This is a genomic window from Bradyrhizobium cedriense, from assembly GCF_054602315.1.
Genome location: NZ_JBTSWB010000001.1, coordinates 1 through 12987 on the forward strand (window position 1 = coordinate 1; position 12987 = coordinate 12987).

Below are 12987 nucleotides of genomic sequence, written 5' to 3' on the forward strand. Positions count from 1 at the left end.
CGCGCCTCGGCCTGCCCAGGGACGATGACGGCAAGACCCCGATGGCGGTCGGCGTCGACCTGCGCGGCGAATCCTACGGCCTGCTGATCGACCAGATCGGCGAGGTGCTGCGCCTGCCCGAGGCAGGCATGGAAGAGAACCCCGTCAACCTCGACCCCCGCATGGCCAAGCTCGCCGGCGGCGTCCACCGCCTCGACGGACAGCTCATGGTCGTCCTCGACGTCGATCGCGTCCTCGAGCTCGCGCCCGAAATGATGGCGGCCTGATACGGCGGCACTGCCGCCGACGGACTTGCAATTGGAAGTGGCCCCGCCAGGGGAGGAAGCAGAGGTTCACATGCGCACTTGTCTCGTCGTTGACGATTCCAGCGTCATCCGCAAGGTTGCGCGCCGGATCCTGGAGGGCCTCGATTTCCAGATCCTCGAAGCCGAAGACGGTGAAAAGGCGTTGGAGGCCTGCAAGCGCGGCCTGCCCGACGCCGTGCTGCTCGACTGGAACATGCCTGTCATGGACGGCTATGAATTCCTCGGTCATCTCCGGCGCATGCCCGGCGGCGACCAGCCCAAGGTCGTGTTCTGCACCACCGAGAACGACGTCGCGCATATCGCGCGCGCGCTGCACGCCGGGGCCAACGAGTACATCATGAAGCCCTTCGACAAGGACATCGTGACGGCGAAATTCCAGGAAGTCGGCCTGATCTGAGCGATCGCCCGAAGGCTGAACGGATCCTTCGGCGCTTGTTTTCAACTGAACCGTTTCAGCCTGAATTGGTGAGTAATGAGTGTTGCGTTCGCAGGTAATTCGACTACGAACCCGTCGCGCGACGCCGGACCGCTGCGGGTGATGATCGTCGATGACTCCGTCGTCATCCGCGGTCTGATCTCGCGCTGGGTAGGCGCCGAGCACGACATGGAGGTCGCGGCCTCGCTGCGCACCGGGCTCGAGGCTGTCAACCAGCTCGAGCGCATCAACCCCGACGTTGCCGTGCTCGACATCGAAATGCCCGAGCTCGATGGCCTCTCGGCGCTGCCGCAGCTGCTGGCGAAGAAGCGCGATCTCGTCATCATCATGGCCTCGACGCTGACACGCCGCAACGCGGAGATCAGCTTCAAGGCGCTGTCGCTCGGCGCCGCCGACTACATCCCCAAGCCGGAGTCGACGCGCGAGGCGTCGGCCGCGGACATTTTTCATCACGACCTGATCCAGAAGATCCGCCATCTCGGCGCGCGGCTGCGTCGCAGGCCCGCGGTTGCGAGCCCGCCGCTGGCGCCCGCGAGCCCGGGTCCGGCCGCCCGCAGTCCCGTAGCGCGGCCTGCCGCGCCTGCGCCCGCTTCGGCCGCACCTGCCCCGTCGTCAGGATCGGTGTCGACGCGTCCGTTCTCGACCCAGGCACCGAGGGTGCTGCTGATCGGCTCCTCGACCGGCGGTCCGCAGGCGCTGATGTCGCTCGTCGCCGAGCTCGGCCCGGTGATCGACCGTTTCCCGGTGCTGATCACCCAGCACATGCCGCCGACCTTCACCACCATCCTTGCCGAGCATCTGGCGCGTTCGAGCCGCCGGCCGGCGAGCGAGGCGGTCGACGGGGAGCCGGTGAAGCCGGGACGGATTTACCTCGCGCCCGGCGGCAAGCACATGCGCGTCGTGCGCAGCGGCGCGGACGTCGCGATCTCGCTCGATGACGGCCCCGCCGTCAATTTCTGCAAGCCCGCGGTCGATCCGCTCTTCACCTCGGCCATCGACATCTGGCATGGCAACATCCTCTCCGTCATCCTGACGGGCATGGGCTCGGACGGCATGCGCGGCGGCAAGGACATCGTTGCGGCCGGTGGCAGCGTGATCGCCCAGGACGAAGCCTCCAGCGTGGTCTGGGGCATGCCGGGTGCTGCCGCCAATGCCGGCATTTGCGCGGCGATCCTGCCGCTCAACCAGATCGGCGCCAAGGTCAATCGCCTGTTCGCGGGAGACCGCTCGTGACGCCTGTCGACTACGACTATCTGCGCAAGTTCCTGAAGGAACGTTCCGGCCTCGATCTCTCCCCAGACAAGCAGTATCTGGTCGAGAGCCGGCTGCTCCCGCTCGCCCGCAAGGCAAGCCTTCCCGGCATCCCCGATCTCGTGCTGAAGATCAGGAACGGCGACGGCCGGCTTGCGACCGACGTTATCGAAGCGATGACCACCAACGAGACCTTCTTCTACCGCGACAAGATCCCGTTCGACCATTTGCGAGATACCATCCTGCCAAGCCTGATCCAGGCGCGGGCGGCGCGCAAGAGCTTGCGCATCTGGTCGGCGGCGTCCTCGACGGGGCAGGAGCCTTATTCGATCGCGATGTGCGTGAAGGAGATGGCGGCAGCTCTGGCCGGCTGGCGTATCGAGATCGTCGCCACCGACCTGTCGCAGGAGGTGCTGGAGAAATCCAAGGCCGGCATCTACAGCCAGTTCGAGGTGCAGCGCGGCCTGCCGATCCAGCATTTGATGAAGTACTTCACGCAAGTCGGCGAGCTCTGGCAGCTCAATGCCGACATTCGCGCGATGGTGCAGTTCCGCCAGCTCAATCTGTTGCAGGACTTTTCCCATCTCGGCACGTTCGACGTGATCTTCTGCCGCAACGTGCTGATCTATTTCGATCAGGACACCAAGGCGGCGATCTTCGAGCGCATGGCGAAGGCGATGGAGGCCGACTGCACGCTGCTGCTTGGGGCCGCCGAATCCGTGGTCGGCATCACCGATGCGTTTCGTCCCGTCGCCGAGCGCCGCGGCCTTTATCAGCTCAATCCCGCGCGATCCGGCCGTCCCATGGGGGGATTGATGCCGCAGCCGATGAAGGTTGCTGCTGCGAGGTGATCTCCGTTCCTCGCCCCGCTTGCGGGGAGAGGGAGAAGATTTCACAGAATCGCATGCGGCAGAAACCGCGAGCGGTTGCCGGTGATCGGGCTTTCGTCCTCGCGGATCGACAGGCCGCAGGGTTCATGATTCACCAGCCAGCTGCCCACCACCGGATAGAATCCCGAAAAATTCGGCAGCGGTGACAACGCCTGCCGCACGAAGCCCTCGGCGCCGTAGGGGCCCGTCTGCTCGTCGAGCGGCATCCCGCCGGAAACCAGCGTGACATTGGCGCCCTCGCGCGACAGCAGCGGCTTGCGCACATAGGACGTGCCGAGCTCGGCGGCGCGCGGATCATCCTCGAAGAACGCCGGCAGCAGATTGGGATGGTTCGGAAACATCTCCCACAGCAGCGGCAGGATGCCCTTGTTGGAGAGCACCGCCTTCCAAGGCGGCTCGATCCAGCGCGTCGGTGCATCCTTGAGCTTGGCGCCGAAGGCGTCGTGGAACATCCACTCCCAGGGGTAGAGCTTGAAGGCGAGCGCGATGTCGCGATCGTCGAGATCGACGAAGCCGCCGCCCTCGTCGCGCCAGCCGACCTGTTCGATGTCGAGAAGCCGGGTCGAGAGCCCGGCCTGGCGCGCGGTGTCTTCGAGATAAGCGAGCGTGCCGGCGTCTTCCTCATTGCCGGTGATGCCGGCGAGATGGACGTGGCGGCCGCCAGCGATCTCCTTCCATGCCGCGATCAGCCGCTCATGGATGGAGTTGAATTGATCGGCTCGTGACGGGATGACGCGGCGTTCGATCGCCTGTTCGAGCCAGGTCCATTGGAATGCCGCGGCCTCGAAGATCGAGGTCGGCGTGTCCGCGTTGTATTCGAGCAGCTTTGCCGGCGATTTGCCGTCGAACCTCAAATCGAGCCGGCCATAGAGGCTGCGGTCGTCCCGCTTCCAGCTTTCCGCGATGAGAGTCCAGAATGCTTCCGGGATCTTCAAGCGCCGCAAATGGCGCTCGTCGTCGATGACGCGGCCGGCAAGCTCAAGGCACATTGCGTCGATCTCGCCGGTCGGAGCCTCGATGCCGCGCTCGATCTCATCGAGCGTGAAGCCGTAATAGGCGCGCTCGTCCCAATAGCGTTCGCCATCGATGGTGTGGAAGACGAAGCCGCATTTCGCCGCGGTCTCTCGCCAGTCGTCGCGCTCGAGACAGGTGATGCGCCGCATGGATCAGCCGCCGCCCGAGAAGCCGTGGCCGAACGAGCCGAAGCCACCGCGGCTCACGCTGCTGTGCCCGGAATCGGACGACGTTCCCGACGAGGAATGGCTCGAGGAATCGCTGCTGAAGAAACTCGATCGCGACGACCAGCGCGAGCCGCCGCCACCGGACGAACCGCTTCGGCTGCTGCACCCGGTGCTCGTTTGCGCCGAGGCTTCCGGTCCGGGAGGAGGCTGCTCGCAATTCTGCCTCGGCATCAACGTGTAGGCGGTGGTGCCGACCGCGATCGTGCCCATCACCAGCAGCGCGACATGCCCGGAACGCTTCAGCGGTGGCCGTACAGGCGGTGGCTCGGTCACCGGCCGGCGCTTGCCGAACTCCTTCCTGGAGGATTTGTCGGCCATGTCAGTAGATCATGCTGGCGGCGTTGAGCAGCCCCGCGGCGAGCGAGGACAGCCCGAGCCAGATTGCGGGCGCAAGCTCGCCGGCTGAGATCCGCGCCGACAGATTGGGGACCGGAACCTTCACGAGAAAGAACACGATGACCTGCACGACCAATGCGATCGTCGCCCAGATCAGGCAATCCAGCACGTTGGCCGAATGTGCGATGGCGCTGACCAGCGGTGCGACGAAGCCGAGCAGGCTGAGGCCGAGCGCAATCGCCGCGGCCGGCTCGTTGTCGCGGATGAGCTGGAATTCGTTGTGCGCGGTGATGCGGGTGTAGACGAACAGATAGGCCACGATCGCGATCAGCCCGGTGCAGAAATAGACCAGGAAAGCGGGTAGGCCGGCGAGTGATTGCAGGATCATCTTTCCCCCATCGTGCAGCGACCATTCGTCGGCAGGGGAAGGTTAGTGGTTCAAACCTTAAGCTTCGGATGAAGCAATGCCCAAAAAACAAAAACCCCGCCATTTGCGGCGGGGGTCCAGGCTGGGAGGAGCGAGCCCCGGGGGCTCGCGACGTAAACCCAGGATCAGGCGGGAATGCGCTCTTCGTGCTCGTGCGGCTCGCGCAGCACGTAGCCGCGGCCCCACACGGTCTCGATGAAGTTGCGGCCCTCGGAGGCGTTGGCGAGCTTCTTGCGGAGCTTGCAGATGAAGACGTCGATGATCTTCAGCTCCGGCTCGTCCATGCCGCCATAGAGATGGTTGAGGAACATTTCCTTGGTGAGGGTCGTGCCCTTGCGGAGCGAGAGCAGCTCCAGCATCTGGTATTCCTTGCCGGTCAGATGCACGCGCTGGCCGCCGACTTCCACCGTCTTGGTGTCGAGGTTGACGACGAGGTCGCCGGTCTGGATGACCGACTGGGCGTGGCCCTTGGAGCGGCGCACGATGGCGTGGATGCGCGCCACCAGCTCGTCCTTGTGGAAGGGCTTGGTCATGTAGTCGTCGGCGCCGACGCCGAGACCCTTGACCTTGTCCTCGATGCCGGCGAGGCCGGAGAGGATCAGAATAGGTGTCTTGATCTTGGAGACCCGGAGCTGCTTGAGCACGTCGTAGCCGGACATGTCGGGCAGATTGAGGTCGAGGAGAATAATGTCGTAATCGTATAGTTTACCGAGGTCGACGCCTTCTTCCCCCAAATCGGTCGTGTAGACGTTGAAGCTTTCGGACTTCAACATCAGCTCGATCGACTGCGCGACGGCGCTGTCATCTTCAATCAGCAAAACGCGCATGCCAGTTCCCCATAGTCGCCGCTCCTGGGCGTCAGGTCGGCCGCATTCGCGGCACTCAACAAAACGCCTTTGAACAACTGATTCGGATCCTGACGACAGATGGTTAACAAACTCTGATTCTGGAACGCAAGTCCCCCTGGATGCAATTTTTGTCGAATCGCCCTAAGGTCTTGTGCGCGAAGCAGCTTTCGTCACCTTTACCGTTCAAGTTCCACTTTAAGAGACGGGCCTAACCGACTCCCGCGACTCAGCCTTCTTCTGAAGGGAAGTCACGCTCAGTCACAAAGACAGTGACGCAATGATTAATGATGCGGGTAAACACGAAGTTAAGCGCCGTTCAGAAATATGGCGAAACTTAAGGTTTTCACCGTGAAGTCCCGAGACCACGAAGGTGACCGCGTTAATGAAGGCCCTCCCATGAAGGCGCGCTCCTGATGAAGGCTCTTGCCGAACAGATCGGCGACATCGACGGCGTCAACATCTACGGCCGCGTGGTCGGCGTCCGCGGCCTGATGGTCGAGGTGGCCGGTCCCATCCACGCGATGTCGGTCGGCGCGCGGCTCGTGATCGAGACCGGCGCCAATCGCACCATTCCCTGCGAGGTGATCGGCTTCTCCGGCAACAATGCCATCGTGATGCCGTTCGCCGGCCTCGACGGCGTGCGCCGCGGCTGCAAGGCAGTGATCGCCAACGCCGCCAATCTGGTGCGGCCCTCTCCGGCCTGGCTCGGCCGCGTCGTCAACGCGCTGGGCGAGCCGATCGACGGCAAGGGACCATTGCCTCAGGGCGCTTCGCCAATGCCGTTCCGCAATGCGCCGCCGCCGGCACATTCGCGCAAGCGCGTAGGCGCTCCGCTCGATCTCGGCGTGCGCGCGATGAACACCTTCCTCACCTGCTGCCGCGGCCAGCGCATGGGCATCTTCGCAGGCTCGGGCGTCGGCAAATCGGTCCTGCTTTCGATGCTCGCGCGCAACGTCGATGCCGACGTCAGCGTCATCGGGCTGATCGGCGAGCGCGGCCGCGAGGTCCAGGAGTTCCTGCAGGACGACCTCGGCGAGGAGGGCCTCGCGCGTTCGGTCGTCATTGTCGCGACCTCGGACGAGCCGGCCTTGATGCGGCGCCAAGCGGCGTATCTGACGCTCGCGGTCGCCGAATATTTTCGCGACGAGGACAAGGACGTGCTCTGCCTGATGGACTCGGTGACGCGCTTCGCCATGGCTCAGCGCGAGATCGGGCTATCCGCCGGCGAGCCGCCGACCGCCAAGGGCTACACGCCGACCGTCTTCACCGAGTTGCCGAAGCTCTTGGAGCGCGCCGGGCCCGGCCTGGGGGAGGGCGCGATCACAGCGATCTTCACGGTGCTGGTCGACGGCGACGACCATAACGAGCCGATCGCGGATGCCGTCCGCGGCATCCTCGACGGTCACATCGTGATGCAGCGCTCGATCGCCGAGCGTGGCCGCTACCCCGCGATCAACATCCTCAAATCCGTCTCCCGCACCATGCCGAAATCGGCCGATCCGCAGTTCTGGCCCGTGATCCAGCGGGCACGGCAGGTGATGGCGACCTATGCCGATATGGAGGAATTGATCCGCCTCGGCGCCTACCGGGCCGGCTCCAGCCCGGAGGTCGACGAGGCGATCCGCCTGCACGAGCCGCTCGAAGCCTTCCTGCGCCAGCGCAAGGACGAAAATGCATCACTGGCGGACGGCTATCGCCAATTGGCCCAAATCCTCGGCAATTTGGAAACGGAACGCTAACTTTGTCAGGTCATCATCCGATCCCACAGAGTAGCAGAGCCGGTCTTGGTCCAAATCGGGCCTCTGGGGTGACCGGTGCCGTCCCACGTGCAGCGGGGGGACTTCTGGGGAGTACGAGTCGATGAAGTCACGAGATACCCTCATTCGCCTGAAGAAATTTCAGGTCGACGAGAAGCGCCGCCGGGTCACCCAGATCGAGACCATGATCGCCGACTTCCAGCGCATGTCGGTCGATCTCGAACGCGAGATCCAGACCGAGCAGGAGCGCGCCGGGATCAACGATCCCTCGCACTTCGCCTATCCGACCTACGCCAAAGCCGCGATCCAGCGCCGCGAAAACCTGACCCGCTCGGCCGACGAGCTCAAGGGCCAGCTCGACGAAGCCAAGGCCGCGCTGGCCGAGGCCTTCGAGGAGCTGAAGAAGGTCGAACTGCTCGACGAGCGCGACCAGGCCCGCGAGCGCGCCGAGGAGAACGCCCGCGAGCAGGCCGACCTCGACAGCATCGGCCTGATGCGCGCCCGCATCGGCGCCGTCGCCTGACGGCGCCAGCAGCCAACCGCCGAGAATTCCGCCAAGCCCGGACCCGCAAGGTCCGGGCTTTCGTCTTTGCTGTCCACAGTGTGGCGCCTCGCCCCTTGGTGGTCGGCTTTGCCGCGCGCTATGGTGCCAGGGATGAATGCTATGCCAGCGACGGCGGTGTCCGCCTCTCCCTTGGGAGAGGCCGGCGCGGAGCGCCGGGTGAGGGGTTTCGGTCTGCCGTTAGCCCTGCGCCCCCTCACCCGGTTTGCTGCGCAAATCGACCTCTCTCCGTCGGGGAGAGGTGAAGTGCGACGGGCCGCGTGTCGGGAGGCTGAATGCTGACGCCAGCAGAGCTGGTCGGGCTGATTGAGGCGACGGCGAAGGGCGATCAGGCCGCGTTCGAGCGTCTCTACGCTGCCACGCGCGCGAAACTCTATGGCGTCGTGCTCCGTATCTTGCGCCGACAGGATCTCGCGGAGGAGGTCATTCAGGAGACTTACGTCAAGGTCTGGAACAGCGCGGGGCAGTTCAATCCGGCCCTGTCGTCGCCGATCACGTGGATGGTCTCGATCGCGCGTAACCGTGCGATCGACATCGTGCGCAAGAAGTCGGAAGTCTCCATCGAGGAGGAGCCTCAGGCGATGGAGGTCGCGGCCGAGGGTCCCGATCCGCTGGCGCGCCGCGAGATGACCGAGGAGTTGAAGCGGCTCCTGGAGTGTATCGGCCGGCTCGAGCCGGACCGTCAGAAGCTCGTGCTTCTCGCGTATTACAACGGCTGGAGCCGCGAGCAGCTGGCGGAGAAATTCGCCGCGCCCGTGAACACGGTCAAGACGTGGCTCCGGCGCAGCATGCTGGACATCCGGGAATGCCTCGGACTGTGATGGCCTGCATGATGAGGATGGTTCTGGACCGCAATTGATGGCCTACACGGACGACCATATCGCGCTCGCCGCGGAATACGCGCTCGGTACGCTCGACGCCGAGGAGCGCGCGCAGGTCGAGACCATGGTGGCGGTGGATGCGGCGTTCGCCGAGATCGTGCAGGCATGGTCCTATCGGCTCGGCGCGCTCAACCAGATGGTCGGCTCGGTCGAGCCGCGTCCGATCGTGTGGGAGAACATCAGGTCCGAGATCGCGCGCACGGCCCCTGCGCAGGAGCCGCCCGCGCTCGCAGAGCCTCCGCCGCCGCCCATACCGGAATTGCCCTCCCGAGAGACCGCGCCGCCGGAATCCTCGATCGAGGATATGCAGCCCCCGGAGACGACGCATCCCGAAGCCGGGCCGCCGGAGACGCCGCGTCCCGAGCCCGACGCGATACCCGACATTGCGCCGCAGTTCATCCCGCAGGTCCACGCGCCGGACCTCGACGTGATCCGCGCGCCGCAAGCGGGCATCGTCGACGATGGCAATGTGATTCGTCTCGAAGCGCGCGTGAAGCGCTGGCGCACGGTCGCATCCTCCGTCGGCGCGCTTGCGGCTGCGCTGCTCGTGACGTTGTCGCTCCAGATCTTTTATCCCGACGCGCTGCCGGGCGGGTTGCGTCCCGCGCCGCGCATCCAGAGGGTCGAGGTGAAGACTCCGGCCGCGCCGCTCGCCGCCTCCGCGCAATACGTCGCGCTGCTGCAGGGTCAGGGCGGCGGCCCCGCCTTCATCCTCACCATCGACGGCGCGACGCGGAATTTCACGGTGCGGAAGATCGGCGCGACGCCGGAGCCCGGCAAGAGCTTCGAGCTCTGGCTGATCTCGGACAAGCTGCCGCGCCCGCGTTCGCTCGGCGTCATCGGCGCGAGCGATTTCACCGCGCGTCCGTTGCTCGCCTCTTACGATGCGGAGGTCGTCAACGGCGCGACCTACGCCGTCACCGTCGAGCAGACCGGCGGCTCGCCGAACGGCCAGCCGACCTCAGCTCCGGTGTTCTCCGGCAAGCTGATCGAGACCGTGCCGCCCACGCAGCCGCAGGTGCCCGCCAAGAACTAGCTGCCGTCGCGCGGACGAGCGAACGCGACGTTCGCGGGCGCGGAGTGGCACTTGTCGCCACGGTCCATCTCCTCGTCGCGTCCCGACAAGCCCTGCCAAATCCGCCCTCAATTTGAACCTCGCCGCCATTGGCGGCGTCAAATTCCCGGAATTTGCAGTGGGCGCCGCCGATCGCGATGCCGGAGAGGGCTAGAAATCACATGGATGCAGCGAGAACGCCGGGCATCTTCCTTCACCAATATGCGGGGTTGCCGCACGGCCCGGCGTTCGAGCATTGGCGCGAGCGGGCCTTTGGTCCCTGCGGCCTGGACATCGCGCCGAGCCGCGGCGACAGCATCGATTGCCGGCTCCAGATCAGCGTCGTCGACAACATCGCGCTCGCCATTCCAGAAGGCGCCTCCGCGCAATATTCGCGCACGCAGAGCCACCTTGCCGACGGCAGCGACGATCTCGTCCTGATCGCGGCACATGCGGGGCTCGTCCGCGTCGGGCAGAACGGCCACACTGTCGAGCTCACGCCCGCCCAGATGGTGCTCGTCGACATGAGCGTGACCGGGACCGTCGGCCACACCGACGAGGATCGCTTCACCAGCATTCGCATGCCGCGCCGCGCGCTGCTCGATATCAATCCACGCGCCGAGGACAAGCTTTCGCAGGTGCTCTGCGACGGTGCGGTCGCCGAGACCATCTTCCGCTACCACGCGCTCGCCGCCAACCAGGCACCGCATCTCGATGCGGTGGGCCAGCGCCTGACCGCGCAGCATATGGTCGATCTCGTCGGTCTCCTGCTCGGCACCGATGCGGAGCATGCAAGCCGCGCGCGCGGCCGGGGACAGGCGGCGGCTCGCCTCGATCTCATGCGCGCCGACGTGATGGCGTCACTCGGCCGCAACGATCTCTGCCTTGCCGAAATCGCCGCACGCTCGGGCCTCAGCCCGCGCCAGGCGCAGCGCCTGTTCGAGCAGGCCGGCACCACCTTCACCGAATTCGTGCTGGAGCAGCGCCTGCTCCACGCCCGCAAGCTGCTCGGCGATCCCCGCGCCAGGGCGCGCAAGATCAGCGACATCGCGCATTCCTCGGGCTTCGCCGATCTGTCCTATTTCAATCGCGCCTTCCGCAAGCGCTTCGGCGCGACGCCTTCGGAACTGCGCGAGGCGTGAGCCGGCCAGGGTGATTTTGCCCTGCACCTCGCTGCTGCCGCAGTTGGTCCGGCCGGCCGAATGAGCTATATCTGGCAGCGACGGATCGCTCGGTCGCATATCGATCGCGCGGATGGATCTGTTCGAAAGGCGTAGGCGAGATGGCGCGTATCGTCGTGCTCGGCGCCGGGTTTGCAGGCCTGTGGGCGGCCATCGGCGCCGCGCGCAAGCGCGAGGAAATCGGGGCGAGCCGCGACATCGAGATCCTCCTCGTCGATCGCAATCCCTATCACAACATCCGCGTGCGCAATTACGAGGCCGACCTCGGCGAGGTCGCGATCCCGCTTCCGCAACTGCTCGATCCGATCGGCGTCAGACATGGCATCGGCGAGGTCGAAGCCATCAATCCGGCACGGCGCGAAATCTCACTGGTCACGAGCGGGGGCGAGGAGACGATGGGCTATGACCGCCTCGTGCTGGCGCTCGGCAGCGAGGTGATGCGTCCCGACATTCCCGGCCTTGCCGCGCACGCCTTCGACGTCGACACCTATACCGCGGCGCTGCGTCTCGAGGATCATCTCGTCTCGCTTGGACGCAGCGCGCCCTCGCCGGGGCGTTCGACGGTGGTGGTGGTCGGCGCCGGCTTCACCGGCATCGAGGTTGCGGCGGAGATGCCGGCCAAGCTGGCGCGTGCGGGCATCAGCGGCAGCCGGCGTATCGTCCTGGTCGATTCCAATCCGGTTGTTGGCACCACTATCGGCGCACACGCGCGTCCCGTCATCGTGACGGCGCTCGCCTCGCTTGAGGTCGAGACGCGGCTCGGGATGCGCGTCGCATCCGTCGAAGCAGCCGGCCTGCACCTGAACTCGGGTGAGTTCATTCCGACGCAGACGGTGATCTGGTGCGCCGGGATGCGTGCGAGCCCCCTGGCGGCGAGCTTTCCGGACGTGCGCGATCGCCTCGGGCGCATTCTCGTCGATCCCTTCATGCGGGTTGCGGATGTCGGCGGTGTGTTCGCGGCCGGCGACGTTGCCTCGAGCGTCATCGACGGGCTGCATCCGACCGTGATGTCCTGTCAGTTCGCGCGTCCGATGGGTCGCTTCGCCGGCCATAACGTGGTGGCCGATCTCGCCGGCCTGCCGATGCTGCCGCTGCGGATCGACTGGTACGTAACCGTGCTCGATCTCGGCGGCTGGGGGGCGCTTTATACCGAAGGCTGGGACCGCGAGGTCCGCGCCACCGGCACGGCCGCAAAGGCGACCAAGGAGACCATCAATCGCAGGCGCATCTATCCGCCGCTCACCGGCAGCAAGGACGACCTGCTCGCCGCCGCCGCGCCGACCGTGCAGGCGCCGCCGCCGACCTATGGGGTGCCGTGAAATCTGTTTGATACTGGTCGGAAGACGATGGCTGAAAGTCTCGCGAAGTACCCAGACGTGAGAAAGCGCCCGTGGGGGGCGGGCGCTTTCCGTAGTCGACTTGGGGTTGGGGTCGTCTACATATCCACGTGGCGACTTTGGGGGGCTGGTAAAGAGCCGCGTGAATTCACAAAACTCGTCAAATCTCCTTAGCGAACGAGGGACGCGTTCGCGCTGGTTACAACAACCGGCTTGCCGGCCTTGATGACGCGGGCCGTCTGGGTCAGACCTTCATCCGAACCGATGCGTGCCGAGATGCCGAGGCCTGCCACCGCGATCCCTGCGACGAGGGCGACGACCACGATCTTCAGATGGGTCGAGCGGTCTGCGCTGTAGATCGAGTGGTTCATGGAAGCCTCCTGCCGCCATCTACCCGGAGTAGTCGCCAGCCAGTTCAGGCAGGTTCATGCTTCCGATGCCCAACAACCTAATATCGGGGGGATTCGTTCCCAAGGGGTCA

General features: G+C 65.4%; 15 protein-coding genes. 10 read left to right on the forward strand and 5 right to left on the reverse strand.

Annotation, left to right across the window (positions count from 1 at the left end):
* The 4 genes from ACYCVF_RS00005 to ACYCVF_RS00020 all read left to right on the forward strand — a co-directional run.
* A partial coding sequence (locus ACYCVF_RS00005) for a chemotaxis protein CheW (protein WP_459604895.1) occupies positions 1-266 on the forward strand: 266 nt, incomplete at its 5' end.
* 70 nt (positions 267-336) lie between these two features.
* Positions 337-702, forward strand: a complete 366-nt coding sequence (locus ACYCVF_RS00010; RefSeq protein WP_007600538.1) for a response regulator — start codon at positions 337-339, stop codon at positions 700-702.
* Between the two features lie 75 nt (positions 703-777).
* Complete coding sequence (locus ACYCVF_RS00015; RefSeq protein WP_459604896.1) at positions 778-1974, forward strand: protein-glutamate methylesterase/protein-glutamine glutaminase; 1197 nt, start codon at positions 778-780, stop codon at positions 1972-1974.
* Positions 1971-2843, forward strand: a complete 873-nt coding sequence (locus tag ACYCVF_RS00020) for a CheR family methyltransferase (protein ID WP_459604897.1) — start codon at positions 1971-1973, stop codon at positions 2841-2843. Before ACYCVF_RS00015 ends, ACYCVF_RS00020 begins: the two co-directional genes overlap by 4 nt.
* A gap of 41 nt (positions 2844-2884) precedes the next feature.
* Here ACYCVF_RS00020 and ACYCVF_RS00025 read toward each other — a convergent pair whose 3' ends face one another.
* The 4 genes from ACYCVF_RS00025 to ctrA form a co-directional block, all read right to left on the reverse strand.
* Positions 2885-4045: a glutathionylspermidine synthase family protein gene (locus tag ACYCVF_RS00025; protein WP_459604898.1), complete on the reverse strand. Its 1161-nt coding sequence runs from the start codon at positions 4043-4045 to the stop codon at positions 2885-2887.
* A gap of 3 nt (positions 4046-4048) precedes the next feature.
* Positions 4049-4441 carry a hypothetical protein gene (locus ACYCVF_RS00030; RefSeq protein ID WP_459604899.1) on the reverse strand — a complete coding sequence of 131 codons (393 nt, stop codon included), beginning with the start codon at positions 4439-4441 and terminating at the stop codon, positions 4049-4051.
* A gap of 1 nt (position 4442) precedes the next feature.
* The gene (locus tag ACYCVF_RS00035; RefSeq protein WP_459604900.1) at positions 4443-4847 is read right to left on the reverse strand and encodes a DUF350 domain-containing protein; all 405 of its coding nucleotides are present in this window, start codon (positions 4845-4847) and stop codon (positions 4443-4445) included.
* Between the two features lie 164 nt (positions 4848-5011).
* A complete protein-coding gene (gene ctrA, locus ACYCVF_RS00040; protein WP_008138878.1) occupies positions 5012-5713 on the reverse strand; it encodes a response regulator transcription factor CtrA in 702 nt (233 codons plus the stop codon).
* A 434-nt stretch (positions 5714-6147) separates the two neighbouring features.
* On the opposite strand from ctrA, the gene fliI reads away from it, so the two are divergent.
* The 6 genes from fliI (at position 6148) to ACYCVF_RS00070 (ending at position 12488) form a co-directional block, all read left to right on the forward strand.
* Positions 6148-7473, forward strand: a complete 1326-nt coding sequence (gene fliI, locus ACYCVF_RS00045; protein ID WP_459604901.1) for a flagellar protein export ATPase FliI — start codon at positions 6148-6150, stop codon at positions 7471-7473.
* 121 nt (positions 7474-7594) lie between these two features.
* Positions 7595-8014 carry a flagellar export protein FliJ gene (gene fliJ, locus ACYCVF_RS00050; protein ID WP_011084990.1) on the forward strand — a complete coding sequence of 140 codons (420 nt, stop codon included), beginning with the start codon at positions 7595-7597 and terminating at the stop codon, positions 8012-8014.
* Between the two features lie 314 nt (positions 8015-8328).
* Positions 8329-8874 carry a sigma-70 family RNA polymerase sigma factor gene (locus ACYCVF_RS00055; protein WP_459604902.1) on the forward strand — a complete coding sequence of 182 codons (546 nt, stop codon included), beginning with the start codon at positions 8329-8331 and terminating at the stop codon, positions 8872-8874.
* 37 nt (positions 8875-8911) lie between these two features.
* Positions 8912-9970: an anti-sigma factor gene (locus ACYCVF_RS00060; protein ID WP_459606495.1), complete on the forward strand. Its 1059-nt coding sequence runs from the start codon at positions 8912-8914 to the stop codon at positions 9968-9970.
* Positions 9971-10170: 200 nt separating this feature from the next.
* Positions 10171-11130 carry a helix-turn-helix transcriptional regulator gene (locus ACYCVF_RS00065; RefSeq protein ID WP_459604904.1) on the forward strand — a complete coding sequence of 320 codons (960 nt, stop codon included), beginning with the start codon at positions 10171-10173 and terminating at the stop codon, positions 11128-11130.
* 140 nt (positions 11131-11270) lie between these two features.
* Entirely contained in the window at positions 11271-12488 is a 1218-nt protein-coding gene (locus ACYCVF_RS00070; RefSeq protein WP_459604905.1) for an NAD(P)/FAD-dependent oxidoreductase, read from the forward strand.
* A gap of 188 nt (positions 12489-12676) precedes the next feature.
* Here the strand turns inward: ACYCVF_RS00070 and ACYCVF_RS00075 are convergent, their stop codons facing one another.
* Positions 12677-12877: a hypothetical protein gene (locus ACYCVF_RS00075; RefSeq protein ID WP_459604906.1), complete on the reverse strand. Its 201-nt coding sequence runs from the start codon at positions 12875-12877 to the stop codon at positions 12677-12679.
* Positions 12878-12987: the final 110 nt, after the last annotated feature.